This is a genomic window from Pelagibius sp. 7325 (assembly GCF_037652055.1).
Lineage (GTDB): Bacteria > Pseudomonadota > Alphaproteobacteria > Kiloniellales > Kiloniellaceae > Pelagibius.
In genome coordinates, this window is record NZ_JBBKAH010000006.1 from 85295 (window position 1) to 112236 (window position 26942).

General features: G+C 67.2%; 26 protein-coding genes. 17 read left to right on the forward strand and 9 right to left on the reverse strand.

Annotated features, from left to right (window positions below):
- Positions 1-40 precede the first annotated feature (40 nt).
- The 3 genes from WDC82_RS16440 to WDC82_RS16450 all read left to right on the forward strand — a co-directional run bounded on the left by WDC82_RS16440 (position 41) and on the right by WDC82_RS16450 (position 3097).
- Complete coding sequence (locus tag WDC82_RS16440) at positions 41-1084, forward strand: extracellular solute-binding protein (RefSeq protein WP_340118446.1); 1044 nt, start codon at positions 41-43, stop codon at positions 1082-1084.
- A gap of 61 nt (positions 1085-1145) precedes the next feature.
- Complete coding sequence (locus WDC82_RS16445) at positions 1146-2069, forward strand: nitrilase-related carbon-nitrogen hydrolase (RefSeq protein WP_340118447.1); 924 nt, start codon at positions 1146-1148, stop codon at positions 2067-2069.
- Positions 2066-3097 carry a histone deacetylase family protein gene (locus WDC82_RS16450; protein WP_340118448.1) on the forward strand — a complete coding sequence of 344 codons (1032 nt, stop codon included), beginning with the start codon at positions 2066-2068 and terminating at the stop codon, positions 3095-3097. The genes WDC82_RS16445 and WDC82_RS16450 overlap by 4 nt, the downstream gene beginning before the upstream one ends.
- A 97-nt stretch (positions 3098-3194) precedes the next feature.
- Here the strand turns inward: WDC82_RS16450 and WDC82_RS16455 are convergent, their stop codons facing one another.
- The 6 genes from WDC82_RS16455 to WDC82_RS16480 form a co-directional block, all read right to left on the reverse strand.
- Positions 3195-3968 carry a TlyA family RNA methyltransferase gene (locus WDC82_RS16455; protein WP_340118449.1) on the reverse strand — a complete coding sequence of 258 codons (774 nt, stop codon included), beginning with the start codon at positions 3966-3968 and terminating at the stop codon, positions 3195-3197.
- Positions 3965-5389 (reverse strand): MATE family efflux transporter, encoded by a 1425-nt coding sequence (locus tag WDC82_RS16460; RefSeq protein WP_340118450.1) that lies wholly within the window; start codon positions 5387-5389, stop codon positions 3965-3967. The genes WDC82_RS16455 and WDC82_RS16460 overlap by 4 nt, the downstream gene beginning before the upstream one ends.
- 88 nt (positions 5390-5477) lie before the next feature.
- On the reverse strand, positions 5478-7412 hold the full coding sequence (gene dxs / locus WDC82_RS16465) for a 1-deoxy-D-xylulose-5-phosphate synthase (protein WP_370661557.1): 1935 nt from the start codon (positions 7410-7412) through the stop codon (positions 5478-5480).
- Positions 7413-7530: 118 nt separating this feature from the next.
- Positions 7531-8478: a polyprenyl synthetase family protein gene (locus WDC82_RS16470; RefSeq protein WP_340118451.1), complete on the reverse strand. Its 948-nt coding sequence runs from the start codon at positions 8476-8478 to the stop codon at positions 7531-7533.
- A complete protein-coding gene (locus WDC82_RS16475; RefSeq protein WP_340118452.1) occupies positions 8468-8719 on the reverse strand; it encodes an exodeoxyribonuclease VII small subunit in 252 nt (83 codons plus the stop codon). The genes WDC82_RS16470 and WDC82_RS16475 overlap by 11 nt, the downstream gene beginning before the upstream one ends.
- A gap of 214 nt (positions 8720-8933) precedes the next feature.
- The gene (locus tag WDC82_RS16480) at positions 8934-9863 is read right to left on the reverse strand and encodes a histone deacetylase family protein (protein ID WP_340118453.1); all 930 of its coding nucleotides are present in this window, start codon (positions 9861-9863) and stop codon (positions 8934-8936) included.
- Between the two features lie 223 nt (positions 9864-10086).
- Between WDC82_RS16480 and WDC82_RS16485 the strand changes: the two genes are divergently transcribed.
- Complete coding sequence (locus WDC82_RS16485) at positions 10087-11256, forward strand: efflux RND transporter periplasmic adaptor subunit (RefSeq protein ID WP_340118454.1); 1170 nt, start codon at positions 10087-10089, stop codon at positions 11254-11256.
- Positions 11257-11271: 15 nt separating this feature from the next.
- On the opposite strand, the gene WDC82_RS16490 is transcribed toward WDC82_RS16485, so the two are convergent.
- On the reverse strand, positions 11272-11499 hold the full coding sequence (locus WDC82_RS16490; protein WP_340118455.1) for a sulfurtransferase TusA family protein: 228 nt from the start codon (positions 11497-11499) through the stop codon (positions 11272-11274).
- A gap of 194 nt (positions 11500-11693) precedes the next feature.
- Here WDC82_RS16490 and WDC82_RS16495 point away from each other — a divergent pair, with 194 nt between their 5' ends.
- From WDC82_RS16495 to queG, 6 genes are all read left to right on the forward strand, one after another.
- Positions 11694-12041 carry an ArsR/SmtB family transcription factor gene (locus tag WDC82_RS16495; RefSeq protein ID WP_370661558.1) on the forward strand — a complete coding sequence of 116 codons (348 nt, stop codon included), beginning with the start codon at positions 11694-11696 and terminating at the stop codon, positions 12039-12041.
- 204 nt (positions 12042-12245) lie between these two features.
- A complete protein-coding gene (locus WDC82_RS16500; RefSeq protein ID WP_340118457.1) occupies positions 12246-12701 on the forward strand; it encodes a helix-turn-helix transcriptional regulator in 456 nt (151 codons plus the stop codon).
- A 111-nt stretch (positions 12702-12812) separates the two neighbouring features.
- On the forward strand, positions 12813-13394 hold the full coding sequence (locus tag WDC82_RS16505; protein WP_340118458.1) for a hypothetical protein: 582 nt from the start codon (positions 12813-12815) through the stop codon (positions 13392-13394).
- A gap of 107 nt (positions 13395-13501) precedes the next feature.
- On the forward strand, positions 13502-14569 hold the full coding sequence (queA, locus tag WDC82_RS16510; RefSeq protein WP_340118459.1) for a tRNA preQ1(34) S-adenosylmethionine ribosyltransferase-isomerase QueA: 1068 nt from the start codon (positions 13502-13504) through the stop codon (positions 14567-14569).
- Positions 14562-15695, forward strand: coding sequence for a tRNA guanosine(34) transglycosylase Tgt (tgt, locus tag WDC82_RS16515; protein ID WP_340118460.1), 1134 nt, complete (start codon positions 14562-14564; stop codon positions 15693-15695). The genes queA and tgt overlap by 8 nt, the downstream gene beginning before the upstream one ends.
- Positions 15652-16863: a tRNA epoxyqueuosine(34) reductase QueG gene (gene queG, locus WDC82_RS16520; protein WP_370661561.1), complete on the forward strand. Its 1212-nt coding sequence runs from the start codon at positions 15652-15654 to the stop codon at positions 16861-16863. The genes tgt and queG overlap by 44 nt, the downstream gene beginning before the upstream one ends.
- Positions 16864-16917: 54 nt before the next feature.
- Here the strand turns inward: queG and WDC82_RS16525 are convergent, their stop codons facing one another.
- Positions 16918-17826: a LysR substrate-binding domain-containing protein gene (locus WDC82_RS16525; RefSeq protein WP_340118462.1), complete on the reverse strand. Its 909-nt coding sequence runs from the start codon at positions 17824-17826 to the stop codon at positions 16918-16920.
- A gap of 124 nt (positions 17827-17950) precedes the next feature.
- On the opposite strand from WDC82_RS16525, the gene WDC82_RS16530 reads away from it, so the two are divergent.
- Positions 17951-18955: an ornithine cyclodeaminase family protein gene (locus tag WDC82_RS16530; protein ID WP_340118463.1), complete on the forward strand. Its 1005-nt coding sequence runs from the start codon at positions 17951-17953 to the stop codon at positions 18953-18955.
- On the opposite strand, the gene WDC82_RS16535 is transcribed toward WDC82_RS16530, so the two are convergent.
- Complete coding sequence (locus WDC82_RS16535; protein WP_340118464.1) at positions 18952-19314, reverse strand: hypothetical protein; 363 nt, start codon at positions 19312-19314, stop codon at positions 18952-18954. The genes WDC82_RS16530 and WDC82_RS16535 overlap by 4 nt on opposite strands.
- 309 nt (positions 19315-19623) lie before the next feature.
- Here WDC82_RS16535 and cysG point away from each other — a divergent pair, with 309 nt between their 5' ends.
- From cysG to WDC82_RS16565, 6 genes are all read left to right on the forward strand, one after another.
- Entirely contained in the window at positions 19624-21057 is a 1434-nt protein-coding gene (gene cysG, locus WDC82_RS16540) for a siroheme synthase CysG (RefSeq protein ID WP_340118465.1), read from the forward strand.
- Positions 21058-21089: 32 nt separating this feature from the next.
- Complete coding sequence (locus WDC82_RS16545; RefSeq protein WP_340118466.1) at positions 21090-21419, forward strand: DUF2849 domain-containing protein; 330 nt, start codon at positions 21090-21092, stop codon at positions 21417-21419.
- Positions 21420-21460: 41 nt separating this feature from the next.
- The gene (locus WDC82_RS16550; RefSeq protein WP_340118467.1) at positions 21461-23116 is read left to right on the forward strand and encodes a nitrite/sulfite reductase; all 1656 of its coding nucleotides are present in this window, start codon (positions 21461-21463) and stop codon (positions 23114-23116) included.
- Complete coding sequence (locus WDC82_RS16555; protein ID WP_340118468.1) at positions 23103-23603, forward strand: DUF934 domain-containing protein; 501 nt, start codon at positions 23103-23105, stop codon at positions 23601-23603. The genes WDC82_RS16550 and WDC82_RS16555 overlap by 14 nt, the downstream gene beginning before the upstream one ends.
- Positions 23604-23605: 2 nt before the next feature.
- Positions 23606-24394, forward strand: coding sequence for a phosphoadenylyl-sulfate reductase (locus tag WDC82_RS16560; RefSeq protein WP_340118514.1), 789 nt, complete (start codon positions 23606-23608; stop codon positions 24392-24394).
- Between the two features lie 185 nt (positions 24395-24579).
- Positions 24580-26301 carry a tetratricopeptide repeat protein gene (locus WDC82_RS16565; RefSeq protein WP_340118469.1) on the forward strand — a complete coding sequence of 574 codons (1722 nt, stop codon included), beginning with the start codon at positions 24580-24582 and terminating at the stop codon, positions 26299-26301.
- Positions 26302-26942 lie beyond the last annotated feature (641 nt).

The following is a 26942-nucleotide window of genomic DNA, read 5'->3' on the forward strand; positions in this document are numbered from 1 at the left end:
ACAAGCCCGTCCTATGAAAAAGAAATCGGAGGCTCAGAAAATGGCTATTAAGAAACTCTTGAGTACGGTCGCCTGCGCGGCGGTTCTCAGCCTGACGGCAGGCTCTGCTCAGGCCGCGGGGGAACTCTTTCTCTACAACTGGTCGAACTACTTCCCGCCCGACCTGTTGGCGAAGTTCGAGAAGGACACCGGCATCAAGGTAACCCTAGACGTTTACGACTCCAACGAGACCATGCTGGCGAAGCTGCAGGCCGGCGCTGCCGGCTACGACGTGGTCGTACCGTCGGACTACATGGTGAAGATCATGATCGACGAGGGGCTTGCCGAGAAGATCGACGCCAACCAGATGTCGAACTACCAGAACGTCATGGCGCCGCACGACAACATGCCGGCCGACCCCAAGCGCGAATACTCGGCGCCCTACATGTGGGGCACCACCGGCTTCACCTATGATTCGGCCAAGGTCGGCGAGCTGGAAAACTCCTGGAAGGAAGTCTTCGAGCCGCGCGATGCCCTCAAAGGGCAGATCGCCATGCTGAACGACGAGGTCGAGGTCTACAACGCCGCCGCCTACTACGCCGGCGTTTCCAAGTGCACCGAGGATTCCAAGGACGCGCAGAAGATCCTCGACATCCTGGAGAAGCAGAAGCCGTTCGTCGCCACCTACAACTCCGACGGCACCATCGACCGCATGGCCGCCGGCGAGGTGGCCGCGCACATGCAGTGGAACGGGGCGTCGCACCGCACCAAGGAGAAGCTGCCGAGCGCCGTCTACATGTACCCCAAGGAGGGCATCACCTTCTGGGCCGACAACTTCGTGGTGCCGACCTCGGCGCCTAACAAGGAAAACGCCAAGACCTTCATCAACTGGATGATGGCGCCCGAGAACGCGGCCATCGCCTCCAACTTCACCGGCTACATGAACGCCATTAAGGGTTCCGGCGAGTTCATGGACGATGCCCTGAAGAATGACCCCGCCGTCGCCATGCCCGAGGAGTACGCCGACCGCCTGAGGCCGAATCTCGACTGTCCGCCGGCGGCGCGCGAACTGCGCAACAAGGTGTGGACGCGCCTGAAGAGTTAATGCCTGACCGGTGGCGAGGGCGGGTCTTGCGGCCCGCCCTCCGCCGACCGATATTCCCCCCATGACCGATATCTCCCCCTTCTCCCTCGCCCTCTGGGCCACCAATCTCGCCACGCCGCTCAACGGACTCGAGGCCTGGGCGGCGCACGTTGAGGCCAAGATGGCCGAGGCCGCGCAAGCCGGCGCCAAGCTGCTGGTGATGCCGGAATACGCCTGCGAGGCCTGGCTGTCGTTCAAACCGGAAGGCCTCGCGCCCGAACGCGAGATCGCCTGGATGGCCGAACAGGCGCCGGCCGCCGTGGAGCTGCTGCGCCCGCTGGCGGCAAAGCACGGCATCGGCCTCCTCGCCGGCTCCATGCCCTGGGCGCTGGAAGGGGATGGTGAAGGCGGTTACAGCAACCGCGCCTGGCTGCTGCTGCCCGACGGGCGGGTCATCCCGCAGGACAAGCTTTCCCTCACCCCCGGGGAACAGGATCCCGAAAGCTGGGATCTCGTGCCCGGCAAGGAGGTCCACCTTGTCGAGTGGCAGGGCCTGAAGATCGTGACGCTCATCTGCCTCGACATCGAGATGCCGGCGCTGTCGCAGAAGCTGGCGCCACTGCGGCCCGACCTCATTCTTGTGCCCTCGATGACCGGCAAGCTCTCCGGCTATTCCCGCGTCTTCGGCTGCGCCAAGGCGCGCGCGGTCGAACTGATGTGCGCCGTCGGCGCCTGCGGCACCATCGGCCGCGCGCCCGGCACGACGCAGAATCCGACCAACGTTTCCGCCTGCGCGCTCTACCTGCCCTGCGAGCCGAGTCTCGGCATGAACGGCGTCCTCGAGGATATTCCGCCGCTGGCCGAGCATGAGGGCGACGGCCCGGTGCTCTTCGCCCACAATATACCCTTCGCGGAGATCCGCCGTCTGCGCGAGAGCGGCGCGGAGGTCTGGCCCGGCACCTGGCGCGCCGATCACATTTCCATTGTCGAGGAACCCGCTGCGTGAAGACCGTCTACAGTGAAAAGCACAAGCTCCACCACGCCAAGCTGGAGCTCATCAACGGCCAGATGCAGCCCGCTGTCGAGATGCCGTCGCGCGCCGAGACGGTGCTCGACCGTGTGAAGGCGGTCGACCTTGGCCTCGTGGTAGAGCCGACCGCGCACGGCCTCGACCCGGTGCTGAAGGTGCACGACGCCGGCTACGTCGACTTCCTCTCCAAGGCCTGGGATATGTGGACCGCCGAAGGCCGCGACTACGAGGCGCTGCCCCTGGTCTGGGCGGTCCGCGGCCTGCGCCAGATCGAGCCGGACTACATCGACGGCAAGCTCTCCTACTATTCCTTCGACGCCGGCACGCCGATCACCAGCGGAACCTGGCAGGCCGCCACCGCCGCCGCCGACGTGGCGCTGACCGCCGCAGACATGGTCCGCGACGGCGCCAGGTCCGCCTTCGCGCTGTGCCGTCCGCCCGGACACCACGCGGCCGCGGATTTCTACGGCGGCTACTGCTTCCTCAACAACGCCGCCATCGCCGCGCAGTCCTTCATCGATTCCGGCGCCGCGCGGGTCGCCATCCTCGACGTCGACTACCATCACGGCAACGGCACCCAGGCGATCTTTTACGACCGTCCGGACGTCTTCTTCGCTTCGATCCACGGCCACCCGAAGCAGGAGTACCCCTTCTTCCTTGGCTACGAAGACGAGACCGGCGCTGGCAAGGGCGAAGGCTGCAATGCCAACTACCCGCTGGTCTGGGGCAGCGGCTTCGATGCCTGGAGCGCCGCGCTGGACGATGCCTGCAAGAAGATCGCCGCCTACGGGCCGGACATGGTCGTCGTCTCTCTGGGCGTCGACACCTTCGAGAAGGACCCGATCTCGCAGTTCAAGCTGAAGTCGCCGGACTACCTGAAGATCGGCGAGACCATCGCCAAGCTGGGCAAGCCGACGCTCTTCGTCATGGAGGGCGGCTACGCGGTGGCCGAGATCGGTGTGAACGCCGTGAACGTGCTGCTGGGATTTGAGGGACGAAGTTAGGCGCCGTTCCGTCTTTGTCTGTCACCCGCGGGTCCCTGGAGCAGCAGCGGGATTGCGGAACAATGGATGCGCAGATCAAGTCCGCGCATGACAATTGTCATGCGGTCTCTTTCTTCGCCACCAGCAGGAATTCCTTGTTGCCCTCGGGGCCGGTGACCGGGCTTTCGACGATGCCTTCCACACGCCAGCCGGCTTGCGTATTCACCCAGGCCTCGATGCGCGCGCAGACTTCCGCGTGCAGCACCGGGTCGCGCACGACGCCGCCCTTGCCGACGCGCGCCTTGCCGACTTCGAACTGCGGCTTGATGAGGACCGCCATCGCGGCCCGGGGCCCGGTCAATGCCATCGGCGCCGGCAACAGCACCTCCAGGCCGATGAAGCTGGCGTCGCAGACCAAAAGGTCCGCCGGCTCCGGCACCTGCTCGGCCGTCAGAGTGCGCGCGTTGATACGCTCCAGCACCGCCACGCGCGGATCGTTGCGCAGCTTCCAGGCCAGTTGCCCGTGCCCGACATCGACGGCATAGACCTTGGCCGCGCCGTGCTGGAGCAGCACGTCGGTAAAGCCGCCGGTCGAAGCGCCGATGTCGAGGCAGATCTGGCCCGCCGGATCGAGATCGAAAGCTTCCAGGGCGTGCGCCAGCTTCAGGCCGCCACGGCTGACCCAGGGATGGTCCTGGCCACGCACCTCCAGGGCCTGATCCTCGGTGACGCTCTCGCCGGGCTTGGCGAGCTTGCGCTCGCCGGCGAAGACCTTGCCGGCCATGATGAGCGCCTGCGCTTTGGCGCGGCTTTCCACCAGGCCCCGCTCGACCAGCGCGACGTCTGCTCTGGTTTTTGCGGCTCTCGCCTTGCCGGGCTTCGCCTGGCTCATCGGAGCGGGAGCCCGCCGTTGGGCAGCAGGCGCGCGCGCCGGTGGAAGCGCCAGACAACCGCAAGGGCGACGAAGGCGAGGCCCAGGGCGAGCCCGATCCACACCCCGCGACCGCCGAGGCCGAGCGGAAAAGCCAGCACCACCGAGGCGACGAAGCCGACCGCCCAGTAGCCGCCGATGGCAAGCCACATGGGCACCGTGGTGTCCTTCAAGCCGCGTAGGACATGGACCCCGATGACCTGGCCGCCGTCGACCAGCTGGAACAGCGCGGCGATGACCAGGAAGGCAACCGCCAGTTCGATCACCGCCGCGTTCTCCGGCGCCGAGGCGTCGAGGAAGAGTCCCACCAGCCAGCCACCGGCGAACCAGAAGGTCAGCGCCGAAATCCCCATGAACAGCAGACCGGCGATCAGTGCCGCCCAGCCGGCACGCCCCACGCCGTCGCGGTCGCGCGCGCCGGCGGCGAGGCCGACGCGCACCACCGCCGCCTGGCCGAGGCCGAGCGGCACCATGAAGGCGACGGCGGCGCACTGCAGGGCGATGGCGTGGGCGGCCAGCGCCTCGATGCTGATGAGGCCCATGAGGAAGGCGGCGGCCGAAAACAGCCCGGCCTCGGCGACGATGGTGAGGCCGATCGGTACGCCGACGCGAAACAGCTCGACGAAACGGCCCCAGTCGGGCCGCCAGAAGCGCCCCATCACCGCATAGCGCTTGAAGCGCCGGTCCCACTGCACGTAGCCGAGCAGAGCGAGGAACGACAGCAGCGAGACCACCGAGCTGGTGATCCCGGCGCCCGTCAGCTCCCAGCGCGGCAGGCCGAAGTTGCCGAACATCAGACCGTAGTTGGAGACTGCGTTGACCGCGACGGCGAGCAGCATGATGATCAGCACCGAGCGCGGCCGTGAGTGCGCCGTCACGAAGCAGCGCAGCACCACGAACCACAGGCTGGGAATCAGCGCCCAGGCCACCGCCTGCAGGTAATCCTCTGCCAGGAGCGAAATGGCCGGGTTCTGGCCGGTCGCCAGCAGCACATGCCGCCCATAGAAAATGATCGCGGTGAACACCGCGCCGAACAGCAGCGTCAGCCAGAACCCCTGGCGCACCGTGCGGCGCACGCCGCGGAAGTCGCGCGCGCCGAGCGCCTGCGCGGCCATCGGGGCCACCACCGTGGCGATGCCCATGCCGAAGAGATAGAGCGGCATGTAGATGTTCATGCCCAGCGCCCCGGCGGCCAGTTCGTCGGGGCCCAGCCAGCCCATCATCACGATGTCGGTGGTGTTGATGCCGATCATCGCCAGCTGGGTAAGCACCAGCGGCGCAGACAGGCGCAGCGTCGCGAAGATCTCGCGGCGCCACAAAGCGGCAGCAGAAGGTGCGCCAGCGGCAAGCGCCGCAGCGTTCGGCAGAGTCGATCCGGACATGTTTGCACTATGACGACGTCAGACGACGCGGGAAACCCTTCCAGCGCGCAGGGCGGCTATGCGCTCAAAGCCAGAAAATGTCGATTTTTCAAGCCCTTGCAGGAGATTCCATTGCCGCCTGACCAAGCGCACCCAGAACCGTCGCCACGATTCCGGCCCGGTCCAGCCCAGCCTGGGCGATCTGCACGTCAGGCTTCTCGTGATCGATGAACACATCAGGCAGCGTCATCGGACGGAACTTCAGGCCCTTGTCGAAGATGCCTTCACGGGCGAGCTGGTGCATGACCAACGTGGCGAAGCCGCCGATGGCGCCCTCCTCCACCGTCACCAGCACCTCGTGCTCGCGCGCCAGGCGGCGCACCAGATCCTCGTCCAGCGGCTTGGCGAAGCGCGCATCGGCCACCGTGGTGGACAGCCCGCGCGCGGCGAGGTCCTCGGCGGCCGCCAGCGCATCTGCCAGGCGCGTGCCCAGCGAGAGGATCGCCACCTTGCCGCCCTCGCGCAGGATGCGCCCTTTACCGATCTCCAGCGGCGTGCCGCGATCCGGCATGGCGATGCCGCTGGCCTCGCCGCGCGGGTAACGCATTGCCGAGGGACGGTCGTCGATCCGGCAGGCGGTCGCGACCATGTGCATCAGTTCCACTTCGTCGCTCGGCGCCATGATGACGAAGTTCGGCAAGCAGCCGAGGTAGGTCAGGTCGTAGCTGCCCTGGTGGGTGACGCCGTCGGCGCCGACCATGCCGGCGCGGTCGATGGCGAAGCGCACCGGCAGGCTCTGGATCGCCACGTCGTGCACCACCTGGTCGTAGCCGCGCTGCAGGAAGGTGGAATAGATCGCGGCAAAGGGCTTGAAGCCCTCGCAGGCCATGCCGGCACAGAAGGTCACTGCGTGCTGCTCGGCGATGCCGACATCGAAGGTGCGCGCCGGAAACCGCTCGCCGAAAAGATTGAGACCGGTGCCCGACGGCATGGCGGCGGTGACCGCGACAATCTTGTCGTCGTGCTCCGCCTCGGCGATGAGGCCCTTGGCGAAGACATTCTGGTAGCTCGGCGCCTTGGGCGTGCTCTTGGCCTGCTTGCCGGTCACCACGTCGAACTTGGCGACCCCGTGGTACTTGTCGGCGGCGGCCTCGGCCGGCTCGTAGCCCTTGCCCTTCTGCGTCACGCAGTGGATCAGCACCGGCCCCTCGTAGTGCGAATCACGGACGTTCTTCAGCACCGGCAGCAGATGGTCCAGATTGTGCCCGTCGATCGGCCCGACATAGAAGAAGCCGAGTTCCTCGAACAGCGTGCCGCCGGTCAGGAAGCCGCGCGCGTATTCCTCGGCGCGCTTGGCCGCCATCTCGATGGGGCGCGGAAAGCGTTTGGCCAGCTGGCGCCCGATCTGGCGCACCGAGAGGAACGGCTTCGACGAGATCAGCTGCGACAGGTAGGCGCTCATGGCGCCGACCGGCGGCGCGATCGACATGTCGTTGTCGTTGAGGATGACGATGAGGCGCGAGTTCATCGCGCCCGCGTTGTTCATCGCCTCGTAGGCCATGCCGGCGCTCATGGCGCCGTCGCCGATCACCGCGATGACCGCATTGTCTTCGCCGCGCAGGTCGCGTGCGACCGAGAAGCCGAGGCCGGCGGAGATGGAGGTCGAGCTGTGCGCCGCGCCGAAAGGATCGTACTCGCTCTCCTTGCGGTTGGTGAAACCGGACAGGCCGCCCCCCTGGCGCAGGGTGCGGATCCGGTCGCGCCGGCCGGTCAGAATCTTATGCGGATAGCACTGGTGCGAGACGTCCCAGATCAGCTTGTCCCGCGGCGTGTCGAAAACGTAGTGCAGCGCCGCCGTCAGCTCGACAACGCCCAGGCCGGCGCCGAGATGGCCGCCGGTCACCGAGACCGCCTCGATCATCTCCGCGCGCAGTTCGTCGGCAAGATCGCGCAACTGGCTCTCGTCGAGCTTTCGCAGGTCTGCCGGAATGTTGATTTCGTCCAAAAGGGGGGTTGGACGACTGTTATGACCGATTTGTGCCACGCCGTTTATCGCTCCTGATGCCTTTGCGGCATCTGATTGTCTCTCCAACACCCGGCCGCCCCAAGCAGCCGGCCTCTCCGTCCCTGTGCCGTCGCGCTCAACCCCCGCAAAGCGCGCATCAGGACCGGCGGGAGACGACGAAAGCCGCCGTCTGCCTAAGAAGGTCTGCCTTTTCACCGAAAAGATCAAGTCGTGCGCAGGCAGACCGGACCAACGATTCGGCCTTTTCCCGCGCTTTTTCAATGCCAAGCTGGCCGACGAATGTGGCCTTTCCGAGGCTCGCATCTTGCCCCGTGGGCTTGCCCAGCGCCTCTGGCGTACTCTGGGCGTCGAGCAGGTCGTCGGCGATCTGGAAGGCGAGGCCGAGGTCCTCAGCATAGCGGACGAGGGCCTCGCGCTCGGCGTGGCCGGCTTCGGCAAGGATCGCGCCGGCCTCGCAGGAAAACCGGATGAGTGCGCCTGTCTTCAGACTCTGCAGGTGGGAGATCCCCGCGAGGTCCAGCCCGGTGCGCTCCGGCGACATGTCGATCATCTGGCCGCCGACCATGCCGGCGGCACCGGCAGCAGCCGCCAGGGCGGCGACCAGGGCGATGCGGACCTCTGCCTTGTCGTGCGTCAGCGCATCGGCCAGCACGGTGAAAGCCTCGGTCAGCAGGCCGTCGCCGGCAAGAATCGCTGTTGCTTCGTCGAAGGCGACATGGGCGGTCGGCCGGCCGCGGCGCAGGGCGCTGTCGTCCATCGCCGGCAGGTCGTCGTGGATCAGGCTGTAGCAGTGCACCATCTCGATGGCGGCCGCGACCCTGAGCGCCGAAGCCCGAGGCACGTCGAACAGCCGGGCCGACTCGCAGACCAGGAACGGCCGAAGACGCTTGCCGCCGCCGAGCGCGCCGTAGCGCATCGCCTCGATCACCCGGCCACGCGGACCGTCGACCGGCGCCAGCAGGCTGTCGAGCACCTGGGTGACGGCATCGCCCTGGGCGGCAAGCGCCGCCTCCAGGCTGACGTCCCCGGCCGACCAGACGTCTGCCTGGGCGCCGCCCTGGGCCTTGGCGCTGCTATTCGACATCGAGCGGCTCGCTGCTCACCCCGCCACTGGCGGAAAGGCTGATCTTCTCGATCTTCGCCTGGGCCTCGCGCAGCTTGCTGTCGCAATGGCGCTTCAGCGCGGCGCCCCGGTCATAGTCGCCGATGGCGCTGTCCAGCGTGCCCTGGCCCTGCTCCAGCTTGGCGACGATCGCCTTCAGCTCGTCGAGCGCCTGTTCGAAGGACATCTTGCTGATATCAGCGGGAATATTGTTGTCTGCCATACCCAGTTCTCTCGCTTCTCTTCAGCGACCCCCTTCTCAACCCGTGGGGTTCCACTCTCGGTCCAGTTTGCCGGAATCGTTCAAAATCCGCCCGGAACCGGCACCGAACCGACCTTCCGAACATGCCTCAGGCGCCGCAGAAACAACAGCCTTTCCTCGGCGGTTGCTCCTTCTTTGCCCGGGCCCGCCGCAAAGGCGGAAATGCCACGCCGGCTCAGCCTTGCATCAGCACCCGGACATGAGCCGCCACGCTGCGCCCCAGGGCGGCCGGGTTGTAGCCGCCTTCGAGCACGGAGACAAGGCGGCCACCGCAGGCATTGCGCGCGAGCGCCAGCAATTCCGTGGTCGCCCAGGCAAAGTCCTCCTCGGTGAAATTGAGCCCCGCCAGCGGATCCTCGGCATGGGCGTCGAAGCCGGCGGAGATGAAGAGGAACTCCGGCTGGAAGCTGGTCAGCGCCGGCACGACGTTGTCGCGCATGGCCTGGCGGAATTCCTTCGAACCCGCGTTGGGCGGCAGCGGCACGTTGACGATGTTGGCGTTGACGCCGCGCTCGCGCGTCGACCCAGTGCCCGGATAGAGCGGGCTCTGGTGGGTCGATGCGTAAAACAGGTCCGGATCGCCCCAGAACGCCGCCTGGGTGCCGTTGCCGTGGTGAACGTCGAAATCCACCACCGCGATGCGGTGCAGACCGTGCGCCTCGCGCGCGTGCAGGGCACCCACGGCCACGTTGTTGAACAGGCAGAAGCCCATGGCATGGTCGGGCTCGGCATGGTGGCCGGGCGGGCGGGTGGCGCAGAAGGCATTGTCCGCTTCGCCCGCCATCACGGCATCGACCGCCGCGACCACCGCGCCGGCAGCGCGCAACGCCGCCTCGCCGGAGCCCGGCGACATGATGGTGTCGGCATCCAGGTGGATCTCGCCGGTCGCGGGCACCTGATCCAGCAGATCACGCACGAAGCTGCCGGGATGCACGCGGGCGATCTGGCTCTCCTCGGCCCGCGGCGCCTCGCGCCGCAGCAGCGCGTCGAACTCCGGCACCGAGAGGGCCTGGCGGATCGCCCTCAGGCGAACCGGGCCTTCCGGATGACCGCTGTCGGGAATGTGCTGCTCGCAGGCGGGATGGCTGAAGAGGAGTGTCGTCATAAATGAGCTCGGCAGGGGGAAAGGACGGCGGGGATGAATCGGCAGTGCATGGCGATATCATAGAATCATTGGCCGGCCAACTTAACCGGGCAATTTGGGCGGCCTGCCGCAAGGGGTGCGGCAGACCGGCGGCGCGTGCCATTGACTTGCCCGGCGGCGCGCGCCCATGTTGGGCGGCAGAGCGTCCGGTAGAGGCGCCGAAAGAAGGGCCGTGGAGAGCATCTTGAACCGATCCGTTCACTGGTCCGCTGGGCGGACCACGCGCAGGCGTCGCCCGGCCTGGCCGGGCCTCCTGGTCTGTGTCCTCGCCGGCCTCGCCGCGCTGGCCGAAGGGAGCGCCTGGGCCCAGCAGACGCCCGCCCCGGTGCACGTCGATGCCGTGCGCAGCGAGCCCCTGACCCAGACCGTGCCGGTGATCGGCCGTCTGGTGGCGCAGCAGGCCGGCCTCGTCGCCGCACGGGTCAGCGGGCCGATCCTGGAGTTCCGCGTTCAGGTCGGCGACCGCATCAGCGCCGGCGACGTCATCGCCGTGCTCGATGACTCCACCATGAAGGCGGAGCGCGATCTGGCGGCCGCCGGCCTCGCCCTGGCGCGCGCCGAACTGGACACGCGCAAGGCCGAGATCGCCCTCTCACGGCAGGAGCTGCAACGCATCGAAGGCCTGAAGAAGTCCGCCGCCTTCAGCCAGGCGCGCTTCGACGACGTGCGTCAGCAGGTCGTCATCGCCGAGGCCGGGGCGCGGGAGGCCGAAGCCTCGGTGACTTCCGCCCGCGCCCTCCTGCGCCTCGCCGAGATCAACCTCGACTATACGCAGATCAAGGCGCCCTACGACGGCGTCATCTCGCGCCGCCTCAGCGAAACGGGGGCCTATGTCAGCGAAGGCGACGCGTTGGTCAATATGATCGCCGACCACAGCCTGGAGGTGGAGGCCGACGTGCCGTCCAACCGCCTGCCCGGCCTTACCCCCGGCACCGTGCTGGACGGCAGGCTCGATGACGGCATCACCTTCAAGGCCACGGTGCGCGCGATCATCCCCGACGAAAACCCCCTGACGCGCACGCGCGCCGTGCGCTTCACGCCCGACTTCGGCGCCGCGGCCGCCGGCATCGCCGGCCTGCTGGCCAACGAGCAGTCGGCCACGCTGCAGGTGCCGCTCGGCGCGCCGCGCGAGGTTGTCTCGGTGCACAAGGACGCCGTCATCCAGCGCTCAGGCGACACCATCGTTTTCATCGTCGCCGACGGGATCGCGGATTCGCGCAAGGTCATCGTCGGGGAGGCGGTCGGCAACCGCTTCGAAGTGGTCGAGGGCCTCGCCGCCGGCGACCTTGTCGTCGTGCGCGGCAACGAGCGCCTGCGCCCCGGCATTCCGGTGAAGGTCGAGGAAGGCTCCTAGAACGATAGGCGGCGCTCACCCGGCCTTGCGGATACGGAAGACGAAGACCCCGCCATCCTCGCGCCACTCCACCAGCTCGTCGCCGGTGGTTTCGCAGAACGATTGGAAATCCTTAACGGCGCCCGGATCGGTTGCCTTGATCTCAAGAAGATCGCCGGCAGCCACGCCCTTCATCGCCTTGCGCGCGCGCAGCACGGGCAAGGGGCACTTCAGGCCAGTTGCATCCAATACAGTGGTCGTCATCGGCTCTCCGGGGCTCCCTCAGGCTTCCTGCTTCCAACGCTGCCCGCCGGCGGGCAGCTCTCAGGGACTGCAGGCCCATAGATATCGTCTGGCGCAAAAAAGATCGAGGGGGCCTTGACCATCACTGTTCGCGAACAAGTATCACCTCCATGCCATATGGTCCTCTATTGCTGACAGCGGGAAGAGCCAGCCGGTTGCTGAAGGCGATGGGCAACGAGCGGCGTCTGGCCATCCTCTGCTACCTCTCGGAACGTGAGCATTCGGTGACCGAACTGTGCAAGCTGGTGGGCCTCAGCCAGTCGGCACTGTCCCAACACCTGGCCAAGCTGCGCCGCGACAACCTGGTGAAGACCCGCCGCTCGGCGCAGACCGTTTACTACTCGGTCGCCAGTACCGACGTTGCCCCCATCCTGCGCGCGCTGCGCGACCTATTCGCGCAGAACGCCGGCAGCCTGCCGGCGGCGATGGACGGCACCCGTGAGCGCCCCTGCGGGGCAGCATCGGCTGATGAGCGCGCTTTCTGGCGCAAGTCCGAGATTTAGGGCCTACCCCCTTTACTGATCAACCTGCACGGAATCTGCGCGCGCAGGCTGTAAGCACGATGATCAGTTCTCCTCTGATCATTTCGCGCGCTTGATCGGCCTGGCGGCTTTGCGCTAAGCCTGGGCTCTGATTCAACTTCTCCGCTATGTCGAGTTCCTACCCATCGCCGCTGGGTCGAACAACAATAACCAAAGAGATCCAGAGTGACCGAAAAACCCAGTGAACCTCTTGCTTCCCCGGATCCCATCGACATCTGCATCGGATCGCGCCTGCGCCTGCGCCGCCTGGCCATGGGCTTCAGCCAGGAAACCCTGGCGCGCGCGCTCGGCATCACTTTCCAGCAGATCCAGAAGTACGAGCGCGGCACCAACCGCATCTTCGCCAGCCGCCTGTTTCATCTGGCGCGGGTGCTGCGCGTACCAGTGGCCTACTTCTACCAGGGACTGACGCCGCAGGGCGAAGCGTCCAACCCCGCAGACGTGCGCAGCGAGGCCGGAGCCGCCGCCGAGGAGGGCATGCAGGATCTGCTCGGCAAGAGCGATACATTGAAGCTCATCCAGGCCTACAACCGGATCAACGACCCCAGCGTCCGGCGCCAGATTTACGCCCTGGTGCGGACGGTCGGCGATCAGGATGCCACGGCGGAATCGCTTCACTAGCGCTGTGTCCGGCCGGCCGATCCGGGGCAATCGCCGCTGGACGCCGGCGGGTCCGGGCCGCTAAATGCTCTCGCACGCCGCCGCCTCGGCGGCACAGCGGTAGAGAAAGCCATGATCCGACGAGTGCCAGGCGAGGACGCGCGCGCGGCTGCAAGCGGTCTTGCGGCGCCCATCGCGCACCGCCGGCCCGCCGCCCGCCTCGCCCTGGCCTTAGCGGTGGCCCTGCCGGCCGGTTCCGCTGGCGCCCAGGACGCCGCCGTCTTCACCCCCACCTACGCCGCTTCCCCGGGATCGCCCTACAGCGATGTCTACGCGCGGACCTTCGGCACCACGGGGCGCCCCGATGCCGCGGCGGGCCAGGCCGAGCCGCCGCCCCTCGAAACCGCCGCGCCGCCGGCCTCGGCGCTGGAGGCCGCGCCGGCATTCGTCCCGACCGGCGTCCCGGCAGGCGTCCCGGCCGTCGTTTACGTGATCGAAGGCAGCCGGCTGCTGACCTACCGGGCGTCGGACTACGCCGGCGGCGGCGCAGCCGTCGACCAGGCGCCGCTGCCGCCGGCGGAAACCGCCTATATCGGCGGCGCGCCCGAGGTGCGGGTACCGACCATCGCCGACAGGCTCTACAGCCGATCGGCACCAGCCGGTCCGGCCGTCGAGACCGGCGACCCGATCCCGCTGTTGCCGCCGGCCGACTGACGGGCGCCGCCAGACCTAAAGGCCATGAGGCGGCTTGGCCTGCCGCCGGCGCGGTGGTAGAGCCTGCCCCCATGCAAACCCCAATGGGACCCTCCAAGCAGCCGCCCATGCGAACTGGCGACTTCGATTTCGACCTCCCGCGCGATCTCATCGCCCAGCGCCCCGTCGAGCCGCGCGACCGGGCCCGCCTGCTGCATGTCGGCGAAGGCCTGGCCGACTGCCGCGTCGGCGACCTGCCGGACCTGCTGCGGCCGGGCGACCTGCTGGTCAGCAACGACACCAAGGTGATTCCGGCGCGCCTGGCCGGCCGGCGCGGCACCGCCGGTGTCGAGGTCACCCTGCACCAGGCCGTGGATGACCCCACCCGCCGAGGAGCGACATGGAAGGCTTTCGCCAAGCCGGCGCGTAAGCTGAACCCCGGCGACGAGATCGCCTTCGCGACCGATGCCGACGGCCCGTTCATCGCCACGGTGACCGGCAAGGGCGACGCCGGCGAGGTGACGCTCGCCTTCAACCGGCGTGACGACGCCCTGCTGGCGGCTTTGGAGGCGCACGGCATCATGCCGCTGCCGCCCTACATCCAGCGCGACAAGACCGGCGACCCGCGCGACCGCCACGACTACCAGACCGTCTTCGCCCGCCGCGAGGGCGCCGTGGCCGCGCCGACCGCCGGCCTGCACTTCACGCCAGCGCTGCTGCAGCGCTTGGAGGAACGCGGCGTCAAGCGCGTCACCGTCACCCTGCATGTCGGCGCCGGCACCTTCCTGCCGGTGAAGACCGAGGACGTCGGGGCGCACGCCATGCACAGCGAATGGGGCGAGATCGGTGCCGAGGCCGCCGCGGCGGTGAACGCCACGCGTGCCGCCGGCGGGCGCGTGGTGGCCGTCGGCACCACCTCGCTGCGCCTCCTGGAGAGCGTCGCCGCGGCGGACGGCAGCATCGCGTCGTTCACCGGCGAGACCCGCCTCTTCATCCTGCCCGGCTACCGCTTCAAGTGCGTCGATCTGCTGATGACCAATTTTCACCTGCCGCGCTCGACCCTCTTCATGCTGGTCTGCGCCTTCGCCGGCAAGGCCCGCATGGAAGCGGCCTACGCCCATGCCATCGCTGAGCGCTACCGCTTCTATTCCTATGGCGACGCCTGCCTGCTGGAGCCGGAGACGGATCGTGCGTGATTTCGGACTCGGGTACGAACTGCTGGCTAGCGACGGCGCGGCGCGGCGCGGACGCCTGACCACCGCGCACGGCATCGTCAACACGCCGGCCTTCATGACCGTCGGTACCGCCGGTACGGTGAAGGGCCTGACGGTGGAGCAGGTGAAGCAATCCGGTGCCGAGATCATCCTCGGCAACACCTATCACCTGATGCTGCGCCCTGGCGCCGAGCGCGTCGCCGCGCTGGGCGGCCTGCACAGGTTCATGAACTGGCAGGGGCCGATCCTGACGGACTCCGGCGGCTTTCAGGTCATGTCCCTGGAAGAGCTGCGCAAGATCACCGAGGACGGCGTCACCTTCCGCTCCCACCTGGACGGTACGCCGCACAACCTCACGCCCGAGCGCGCCATGCGGATCCAGGAACTGCTCGACGCCGACATCACGATGGTGCTGGACGAATGCACGCCTTTCCCGGCGACCGAGACGGTCGCCGAGGAGTCAATGGAGCGCTCCATGCGCTGGGCGGCGCGCTGCAAGGAAGCCTTCACCCGGCGGCCGGGCTATGGCCTGTTCGGCATCGTGCAGGGCAGCGTCTATCCCGCGCTGCGTCGCCGCTCGGCAGAGGCCTTGAAGGCCATCGGCTTCGACGGCTATGCGGTCGGCGGCCTCGCCGTCGGCGAGGGCCAGCAGGCGATGTTCGAGACTCTCGACGCCACAGTGCCCCATCTGCCGAGGAACCGCCCTCGCTACCTGATGGGCGTCGGCAAGCCGGCTGACATCGTCGGCGCGGTGCAGCGCGGTATCGACATGTTCGACTGCGTGCTGCCGACACGCAGCGGGCGCACCGGCCAGGCCTTCACGCGCCGGGCGGTGTTGAACCTGATGAACGCGCGCCACCGCGATGATCCGCGCCCGCTGGATCCCGATTGCCCCTGCCCGACCTGCGCCGACTACAGCCGCGCCTACATGCATCACCTCTTCAAGGCCAAGGAGATGCTTGGTCCGATCCTGCTGACGCGTCACAATCTGCACTACTATCAGCAGATCATGGCCGGTCTGCGCGCGGCCATCGAAGGCGGCCGCTTGGAGGATTTCGTTGCCGATTTCGAGCGACAGCAAGCGGAAGGCGACATCGCCCCCCTCTAGCGATATCAAGGCCGCGATCCGTGCCCGGGCGCTGGAAATTGGCTTTGACGCGGTCGGATTCGCGCGTGCCGAGGTGGCGCCGGCCGCGCGCGCCGAGTTCCGTGCCTTCCTGGCCGAAGGCTGCCACGGCGATATGGACTGGCTGGCCGCCCATGCCGACCGGCGCGCCGACCCGCAGACCCTGTGGCCCGAGGCACGGACGGTCATCGTGCTGGGCCAGAACTACGGTCCCGCGGCCGATCCCATGGGGCTGCTCGATCGGCATGACCGCGCAACGGTTTCCGTTTACGCGCGCAACGCCGACTACCACGATCTCATCAAGAAGCGCCTCAAGGCCCTGGCGCGCTGGCTGCACGAGGGTCACGGCGCCAAGGTAAAGGTCTTCGTCGATACCGCGCCGGTGATGGAAAAGCCCCTCGCCCAGGCCGCCGGGCTCGGCTGGCAGGGCAAGCACTCCAACCTGGTGTCCCAAGCGCTCGGCTCCTGGCTGTTCCTCGGCGAGGTCTTCACCGACCTCGAACTCGCGCCCGATGCGGCGGAGGAGGATCACTGCGGCTCCTGCCGGCGCTGCCTCGACGTCTGCCCGACAAAGGCCTTCATCGGCCCCTACAAGCTCGACGCGCGGCGCTGCATCTCCTACTTGACCATCGAGCACAAGGGGCACATCGCGCGCGAATTCCGCGCCGCCATGGGCAATCGCATCTACGGCTGCGACGACTGTCTCGCCGTCTGCCCGTGGAACAAGTTCGCCCAGCGCACGACGGAGCCGAATTTCCTGCCACGCGCCGAGCTGACCGCGCCGCGCCTGGCCGACCTCGCCCAACTCGACGACGCGGGCTTCCGCCGCGTCTTCGCCGGGTCTCCGATCAAGCGCATCGGCCGCGACCGCTTCGTCCGCAACGTCCTTATCGCCATCGGCAACAGTGCCGAACCACACCTGGTGCCGCGCGCCGAGACTCTGCTGGACGACGCCTCGCCGCTGGTGCGCGCCATGGCGGTCTGGGCGCTGGGGCGATTGTTGCCGGCCGATAGCCTTCTGGCACTGCAGCAGCACCATGGGGTCGAGGAAAGCGATCCCGAGGTGCAGGCAGAATGGCGCCGGTGTAGTGCCGCTCGGGGCAGATCAGGGCCGGATGAACTTGCCGAAGGCGACCCCCCGGCCCCGTGATTCAACTGTGTTTTTGCATCACAGATTGAGGTGCGGCCTGGAGGGGCCATTGTCTCACGACCCTCTCCCCTGGACCGCCGTGCCGGCCTCCGCCCGCAGCCACCGGCAAAAGGTTTTAGCAGCGGCGGTGAGGTCGCGCCCGGACGGATAGTTCAGGTAGTAGCGGCTTCCGGTATCCACGGCACAGTCGAAAGGCTCCACCAGGCTGCCGACGGCGAGATCCTCCTGCGCGAGCGCGCGGAAGAAAAGCGCAACGCCATGGCCGTCCAGCGCCGCCCGCCGCAGCGCGCTGGAATCGTCCAGGCGCGTTGCATCGGGCTCGCCTACGAGCGCCACGCCGGCGGCGGCGAACCACGCGGACCAGTCCTCCACCTGGAACTCATAGAACAGGCGATGCCGCAGCAGGTCGTCGGGCCGCCGCAGGTCGCCGTAGCGCTGCAGATAAACCGGCGAACAGAGCGGTGTCAGCGCGCCGTCGAGCACCGGCTCCGCCGTGACGCCCGGCCAATGTCCCTCGCCCCAGTTGATGCCGAGGTCGATCAGGTCATGCCGGTAGTCCGGCGGCTGATAGGCGTGATGCAGGCGCAGATCGATCATCGGATGCTGTTGGACGAAACGCATGATGCGGGGTGTCAGCCAGCACGCGGAGAAATAGGGGGCCACGCTGACCGTTACGATGGTCTTGGCCGGGCGCGACGACACCGCCGCGACTGCGCCGGCGATACCGTCGAAGCCTTCGTGGAGGGCGGTGGCGAGCCGGTGGCCCGCCTGCGTCAACTCGTTGTGACGGGCCCGCCGCTCAACCAGGCGCACTCGAAGGTCCCGCTCCAGGAGGGCCACCTGACGGCTGACGGCGGCCTGGGTGACGCCGAGTTCCTCGGCCGCACGGGTAAAGCTCAGCGTTCTTGCCACCGCTTCGAAAGCCCGCAGAGCGGCAAAAGGAGGCAGGAGCGCCCGTGCCATTCCATTACTTCAGATAATGAGTATCTGCACCAGAGTCATTTGCGGCGGCCTGTGGGTCAAACGCAAAATGCCTGCAGCAGGCGGAATACAGCCGCAAAAAACGTTACCTTGAAGGAAGAGCGTGATGACGAAGCAGGCGGAACGGACAGCGAGGAGCGCTGCGGAGATCAGCAAGGGCGCCTTAAAAGTTATGACCATCAGCGAAGCGGAGGTCGCGCGCCTGCTCGATCCCGGGGCCCTGCTGGACGGGCTCGCCGACGGTTTCCGGGCGCTGGCCCTGGGCGAGATACAGACACCTCCGCGCCCCGCCATCACGGTCCCGAACAGCGGCTTCCTGCTGTCCATGCCGGCCTGGAAGGCCGGCGGCCCGATCATGGTGAAGATGGTCTGTGTCTTTGAAGGAAATCTGGCAATCGACCTGCCCAACCACCTGGCCATGATCAACCTCTTCGACGCGGCCACCGGCGTGCCGCTATGCCTGATGGACGGAACTTACATCACCGGCATCCGCACGGCCGCCGCCGCCGTGCTGTCCGCCCGCCACCTCGCCCGGCCGGACGCCAGGGTGGCTACCATCGTCGGCGCCGGCGTTCAGGCGCGCGAGCACTTGAAGCTTTTGCCCCTGGTGCGCGACTTCGACGAAATCCTCGTCGCCTCGCTTCACTTCGAAGATGCGCAGAAACTGGCCGCCAGAAATCGGAAAGCGACCGCCGTTGCCAATGTGGAGGCCGCCGTGCGGCGTTCGGATGTCGTCTGCCTGGCGAGCCATGCCTATCAGCCGGTCATCGAGGCAGATTGGGTTCGCCCGGGCACTCACATCAGTTCGGTCGGTTACGCACCTCCCCTGGGCGAACTGCCCATCGCCCTGGCGCGGGACCACAAGCTCTATGTTGAAGACGATGCCGCCTTCGAGGCTCCGCCGGTCGGCTGCGGGGAGTTGAAGGACATCCACCCGGCCCATGCCATCCGCCTCGGCGACGCATTGCTCGGCAAGCGGCCCCTGCGCGAGAACGACCGGGAGATCACGGTCTACAAGGCGATGGGCATAGCAATGGAGGATCTGGTCGCCGCTGAACTCGTCTACAGGCGAGCCCTGGCCGAAGGCTGCAGCGCCACGGCCACGTTCTAGTTCAGCCGCTTGGCCTTGTCGGGCGGATAGCAGATGTAGTTGATGCGGTTCGGCTGGCTCATCGAACAGCCGTTCCAGAAGACATCCTCGTCGATCTTTTCCAGCCGGCCACCGTCGCAGCGGTAGACGGCCTCCGCCTCGACCTCCGCCAGATCATTGAACGCCGGGCTGTAGCAGATGCCGAGGGCGAGCGGCCGCAGCCGCGGCAGCAGGTCCGCACCTTGCGCCGCGGCGGCGTCGGCCGCGGCGTCGGAACCCACGACCCGGTACGGCGCGAAGGAACAGCCCCCCAGCATGACCATCAGCGCAGCCGCGGTTGTGAGGGCCCTCGCCAGGCCGAGGCGCGGGGAAAAGAACATGAGGACGACTCCCGGGAACAGTGCTCTCCCCCTTGATACGGCAGATGCGCCGCCCCTGTCATCCGCCAAGGCGCCCATCCCAGCCGGACATCGGAATACCTCATATTTACACTAATATTTTGTTATAGAAATTATTTTTACAGTTCTATCTGGACAAATAATGCCAATCTCCCTAGCTTCATTGTGAAAGGAGGCCGTCCTGCAGATTGGCAGCACACGGCCATCGCGGCCCCAAAAGCCGCGGAACCTGAGGATCAACACCCGGCCCGACCTGCGCCACAGGCCCGGCCAACACCAGGAAGGCGTCGCATGCGGTATTTTCCGGCCTTTCACGACCTCTCGATCCGTCCCAGCCTGGTGGTGGGCGGCGGCGAGCTGGCCGCGCGCAAGCTGCGTCTGCTGTTAAAGGCGGACGCCCGTGTCGTCGTGGTGGCTCCCGAGGCCAATGCGGAAATCACCCGGCTGGCGCGCGAGGGCGCGCTCACCTGGCACGCCCGGCCGTTCCAGGCCGGGGACGTTGCCGGCACCGCCCTGGTGATCGGCGCCACCGGGATTGATGCCGTCGACGATGCCGTCTCCGCCGCAGCCCAGGCCCGCGGCGTGCCGGTCAATGTGGTCGACCGCCCGGACCTCTCCACCTTCATCACGCCGGCCATCATCGACCGTGACCCGCTGGTCATCGGCATTTCCAGCGGCGCCGACGCACCGATTCTCGCGCGCCAGATCCGCGAGCGTCTCGAATCCCTGCTGCCGGCCAACCTCGGCCGCCTCGCCCGCTTCGCCGGCGCCTTCCGCGGCGCCGTCGCCGCGCAGATCGGCGACGGCCTGCAGCGCCGCCGCTTCTGGGAGCGCTTCTTCACCGGGGCGGTCGCCGACAAGGTGCTGGCCGGCGACGAGGTCGGCGCGCGTGAGGCCATGCTGAGTCTCGTCAACGGCCGCGCGGCGCAGATGGCCGAGGCAGGCTCCGTCGCCATCGTGGGCGCCGGGCCGGGCGACCCCGATCTCATGACCTTCAAGGCGCTGCGCCGGCTGCAGGAAGCCGACGTGGTGCTCTACGACAAGCTGGTCGGCCCGGAGATTGTCGACTACGCGCGCCGCGACGCCGAGCGCATCTACGTCGGCAAGTCCAAGGCCAACCACGCCAAGACCCAGGACGAGATCAATGCGCTGATGGCCGAGCACGCCCTGGCCGGCAGGCGGGTGGTGCGCCTGAAGGGCGGTGACCCCTTTATCTTTGGGCGCGGCGGCGAGGAGATGGACTATCTCAAGGCCCGCGGCATCGCCGTCGAGGTGGTGCCGGGGGTAACCGCTGCCGCCGGCTGCGCCGCCGCCGCAGGCATTCCGCTAACTCTACGCGGTACCGCGCTGGCCGTCACCTTTCTCACCGGACATGCCAGGGACGGCGAACCCGATCTCGACTGGGCGAGCCTCGCCAGCGGCAAGCAGACCCTGGCCGTCTACATGGGCGTCTCAACCGCCGCCACGGTTGCCGCGCGGCTCATCGAGCACGGTCTTGCCGCCGGCACGCCGGTGGCGGTCATCGAGAACGGCACCCGGCCGGAGCAGCGGGTCGTCACCGCGCGCCTGGAGACCCTGGGCGAACGCCTGAACGCCGAGGGTATCGCCGGCCCCGCCCTCATCGTCATCGGCGAGGTCGCGCGTCAGGCCCTCGAAGCCGATTTGGCGGAAGCCGATGCCGCCGCCCGCCTGGCCGCCGAACTGCAGCGCGCCATCGCTGTCTGATAAGCGCTGATCAAAGGATAGAGACCGCCGCCATGAGCAAGAAGACCGACAGCTTGAAGATCGTCACCGCCAACCGCCTGCGCGAGGGCGACGTCGTCTACCTGACCGATTCCGGCAAGTGGTCGATCCACCTCAACGAAAGCCGCGCCAGCAGAGACCCGGCGGCGATCGATGCGATGCTGGCTGAGGCCGCCGCCGATGTCGCCGCACGCAGGATCGTCGCGCCCTACGCCATGGAGGTCAGCGAGGTCGACGGCATCCTGCAGCCGCTATCGGCCCGCGAGATCATCCGTGCCGCCGGCCCGACCGTGCGCGCCGACTACCGACAGCAAGAGAACGACGCGCGCAGCCGCGCCGCCTGATCAGCGCGCCCCAGCGCGCCGCGAAAAAGGATAATTGAGAGATGTACCGCTACGACGAGTTCGATGCCGCCTTCGTGCGCCAGCGCGTGAAGCAGTTCCGCGGCCAGGTGGAGCGCCGCATCGCCGGCGAGCTCTCCGAGGACGAGTTCAAGCCGCTGCGCCTGATGAACGGCCTCTATCTGCAGCTGCACGCCTACATGCTGCGGGTCGCCGTGCCCTATGGCACGCTGTCAGCGCGCCAGCTGCGCAAGTTGGCCCATATCGCGCGCAAGTATGACCGCGGCTACGGCCACTTCACCACGCGCCAGAACATCCAGTACAACTGGCCGAAGCTGGACGACGTGCCGGATATCCTGGACGAGCTGGCCGAGGTCGAGATGCACGCCATCCAGACCAGCGGCAATTGCATCCGCAACGTGACCGCCGATCACTTCGCCGGGGCCGCCGGCGACGAGATCGAGGATCCGCGCGTCTATGCGGAGATCATCCGCCAGTGGTCGAGCTTGCACCCGGAATTCACGTTCCTGCCGCGCAAGTTCAAGATCGCCATCACCGGCGCGCCGAACGACCGCGCCGCCGTGCGCTTCCATGATATCGGCCTGCAGATCCGCCGCAACGAGACCGGCGAGGTCGGCTTCGAGGTGATCGTCGGCGGCGGCATGGGCCGTACCCCGGTGATCGGTACGTCGATCCGAAAGTTCCTGCCCAAACAGCACCTGCTGAGCTACCTGGAAGCGATCCTGCGCGTCTACAACCAGCTCGGCCGCCGCGACAATCTCTACAAGGCGCGCATAAAGATCCTGGTGCAGCAGACCGGCGCCGAGACCTTCAAGGACCTGGTCGAGGACGAGTGGCAGCACGTCAAGGACGGTGCTCTCACCCTGCCCACCGAGGAGATCCGGCGCATCGAGGAATACTTCGCGCCGCCGGCTTTCGAGACGCTGGATGCCAACCAGCCAGCGTTCGAGGCGCGCCGCTTCGAGGACCGCGCCTTCGCCCGCTGGGTCCGCACCAATGTGACGGCACACCGCGCGCCCGGCTATGCCTGCGTCACCGTCTCGCTGAAGCCCGAGGGCGAGGCGCCGGGCGACGCCAGCGCCGAGCAGATGGACGTGGTCGCCGGCCTCGCCGAGCGCTTCGGGCATGACGAGATCCGTGTCAGCCACGAGCAGAACCTGGTGCTGCCGCACGTTCGCCTGTCGGACCTGCCCGAGGTGTGGGAGACGCTGGAGGCCAACGGCCTCGGCACGCCGAACGCCGGGCTGATCTCCGACATCATCGCCTGCCCAGGTCTCGACTACTGCAACCTGGCCAACGCGCGCTCGATCCCGGTCGCGCAGCGCCTGACCCAGCGCTTCAGCGACCTTCAGCGCCAGCACGACATCGGCGAACTGAAGGTCAAGATCTCCGGCTGCATCAATGCCTGCGGCCATCACCATGTCGGCCACATCGGCATCCTGGGTGTCGACAAGCACGGCGAGGAGTTCTACCAGATCACGCTCGGCGGCAGCGCCGATGAGAACGCCGCCGTCGGCAAGATTATCGGTCCTGCGTTCTCCTACGACGACGTGGTCGATGCGGTGGACAATATCGTCGCCACCTACCTGGAGCAGCGCCGCGACGGAGAGCGCTTCAACGACACCCTGGCTCGCATCGGTCATGCGCCCTTCAAGGAGAAGCTCTATGCCGCTGCTTAAGGATGGCGCCCTGGTGACCGACGACTGGACGCCGCTGGCCGACGATGCCGATGCGCGGCCCGGCGACAAAGTCATCGTCACGCTGGACCAGTGGCGCGAGCGGCGCGAGCGCCTGCGCGGCCACAACGGCCGCCTCGGGCTGCGTCTGAAGAGCGACCAGGCGCCGGCGCAGATCGCCGACGACCTCGCGCTCTTCGATCTCGTCGCGCTGGAATTTCCACGTTTCGGCGATGGTCGTCCCTATTCCTCGGCGCGCCTGCTGCGCGAACGCTACGGCTTCACCGGCGAACTGCGCGCCGTCGGCAACGTGCTGCGCGATCAGTTCCAGCTGATGCTGCGCTGCGGCTTCGACGCCTTCGAGGTCAAGGACGAGAAGGCCGTGGAAGCCTGGCACGATGCGACCAGCGAGATCGCCTTCACCTACCAGCCGACCGGCCGGCAGCGCGCGTCCATCGGCGTGCTGGGCCGCGTCGGCGCGAAGTCGTGACGATGCGCCCCGGCGAAGTCGGCCGCCGTTCCCTCGCCGTGCGGCCACCGGCGAACCAGGACGGTGCCCTGCGCCTTGCCCAGCGCGCCCGCCTGCTGGAACAGCGCTACGGCGGTCTGGACAGCACCGCGCTGCTGGATGCCGCCATCAATGAGATCTTTCCCGGCCGCATCGCCGTAGTGTCCTCCTTCGGCACCGAGTCCGCGGTGCTGCTGGACCTCGTCGCACAGGTGAACCCGGCGACGCCGGTGATCTTCCTGGAAACCGGCAAGCACTTTCCCGAGACCCTCGCCTACCGCGACGCGCTGATCGAGCGCCTTGGGCTTACCGATGTGCGGAGCATCGGGCCCGCCGCGGAAGATCTCGCCTGGGCCGATCAGGACGGTACCTTGTGGCGCCGCAATCCGGATCTCTGCTGCCGCCTGCGCAAGGTGCTGCCGCTGGAGCGCGCGCTCTCCGGTTTCAGCGCCTGGATCAACGGCCGCAAGCGCTTCCAGGGCGGACTGCGCGGAGAGATCGGCCTGTTCGAGCCTTCCGAATCACGCATCAAAGTCAATCCGCTGGCCAAGTGGAACACCGCCGCGATCGCCGCCGCCTTCGCCGACCGCGGCCTGCCGCGCCATCCTCTCGGCGCGGAGGGCTACGGCTCTATCGGCTGCGCTCCCTGCACCTTCAAGAGCGGTGGCGAGGCGGGTTCGCGCGCCGGCCGCTGGGCCGGCAGCGGCAAAACCGAATGCGGCATCCACCAGTCCCTCCTGAGCCCCCTTGGCAGCGTCAAGGGCCTTCGCTGACGCCCACCGCCTTTCGGCGAGCGCTCGGTAACCGACATAATTGAAACCCAATGGGCGGCGCGGCGACATCGTCGCGACACGCCGCAGGGCTATTGCTCTCCTTGCTCAATCCTGCGCAGACCGCGGAGCCGTACGGACAACTGCCCGGCGTCTGCCTCTGACGACAAGAGACAAGGAATTTACCCATGATTCGCAAACACCTACAGCGTCCACTCGCGGCGGCCCTGCTTGCCAGCACCGCGACAATTTCCCTTGCCCATGCCCACGACGCCGCGGCGCCCGAGCGCGGACAGGAAGTTTTCCAACCGGGGATCAGCGCCGCAGTCACCGATGGCAGCGGCGCCGGCACGCAACCGCTCTACGACGGGCTCGGCGTGATGACGATGCCGATCACCACCGGCAACACCATGGTACAGGCCTACTTCGACCAGGGCCTGCGGCTCGCCTGGGCCTTCAACCACGCCGAGGCTCGGCGCGCCTTCCAGGAGGCCCAGCGGCTCGATCCCGCTTGCGCCCTCTGCTACTGGGGTGAGGCCCTGGTGCTCGGCCCCAACATCAACGACGGCATGCACGAAGAAGCCGTGGCACCGGCCTTCGCCGCCGCTCAGCGGGCCATGTCACTGCGGCAGGGAACCAGCGCCAAGGAGAAGGCGCTCATCGAGGCGCTGGCCCTTCGATATACAGACAATCCCAGTGAGGATCGCACCGCACTGGACAAGGCATGGGCCAACGCCCTGCAAAAAGCCGCTCAAGACTATCCGCGCGACGCCAACATTCTTGTGCTCTTCGCCGAGGCGCTCATGAACCTGCAGCCGTGGGACTACTGGGAGGCCGATGGCACCACGCCGAAGGGCCGCGGTCGCGAGATCGCCGTCTCGCTGAAGCAGGCGCTCGAGCTCGATCCGGATCATGCCGGCGCGGCGCACCTGTTCATCCATGCGGTGGAAGCCTCCGCCCATCCCGAAGATGCCGAGGCGGTCGCCGATCGCCTGCGAGGCGCGGCGCCGGCCGCCGGTCATCTCGCGCATATGCCGGCGCACATCTATATGCGCATCGGACGCCACAAGGATTCGATGGAGGTCAACCGCGATGCCATCGCAGCCGACGAAGCATTCCTGCGGCAGGCCGGCGAGGCGGCAAGCCCGCTCTATCGCTTTGGCTACTATCCGCACAATGTGCACTTCCTGCTCGTCTCGGCGCAGATGGCCGGCGTGGCTGAAGACGTGCTCGCCAGCGCAGACAAGCTCGCCGCGGTGACCTCCGACGACGTCTCGCAGGAACTGGCCTGGGTTCAGGCGATAAAGACCGCGCCCTACAGCGCCCATGCGCAGTTCAGCGATCCGGCTACCGTGCTCGCCCTGCCCGATCCGGGAGACCGGTTCCCCTTCGTAAAAGGCTTCTGGCACTACGCGCGGGGCGTCGCGCTCGCTGCTGAGGGAGCCAGCGAGGCGGGGCTGCGCGAAGCTGAGGCGATCGATCGTCTCATCGCGGATGCGGACATGAGCGGGCTGGAAGCACAGTACGTGCCGGCCCGCACGGTGCTGTCGATCGCCAAGCATGTAGTGGAGGCCCGCGTCGAGCAGTCCCGTGCGAACTTGACGGCAGCCGAACATCATCTGAGAGAGGCCATCGCTTTGCAGGATGCGATGCCCTACATGGAGCCGCCGTTCTGGTACTACCCGGTCCGCCAAACACTCGGCGCTGTGCTGCTGCAGCAGGGGCGCGCCCAGGACGCCGTGGCAGTGTTCGTGCAGGCGCTCGGACAGGCCCCGCGCAACGGATGGGCGCTCTGGGGCCTGCTGCAGGCCCAGGTCGCCGCGGGTGACAGCAACCAGTCTGCGACCAAGGCCGCCTTTGCCAAGGCTTGGCTCGGCGACCACCGCCTTCTGACACTCAATCGGCTCTGAGGGACACCGTTAACTTGTTAACCTTTTCGGTCAACCCTGGACCGCGACTCGGCAGGCGCTCCGGCGCCTGCCCCAAATTTGCCGCCGATGGATCGCCGGAACTGAGCGCCGTCTCGCCGTCCGACAGCCGGCCCCCCGCTCCGGGACCTTAGTATTGGTTCCGCCGGACTCACCGCCGGGGCAAGACTCAATCACCAAAGCACTAATAGAAACGGCGTGAATCGTCCTGCCGCAGGCGCGAAATCAACTGTAATCAATCCGAGAATTCTTAGGGGTCGGTCGACAATTTCCAACGGTTAACAAGTAATAAACGACTCGATGCGCAGCTAAAACTAAGTATATTCGACAGTAAGAAACATTGTTTCCGATAAGTACATTATTGTTTTTTGAATATATATAAGATTAATAGTTAATTTACCTCGAATTTTCTGGGAATTTAGCTCAAAGATAAGACGATTCTTCTTGATGTGACCGATTAAGATTGTGTAAACCTTTCCCTGCGGACGAAGCGCCAGACCGGGCGTTAACGCCAGGCCGGCGGGGCCTGAACCCAGAGGTTCCAAACCCCGACGAAGACTGGCAAAGCCCGGACCGAAGGCAAGGCGCGCGCTGCAGAGAGTTCACAGGGTATCGGACGTTAG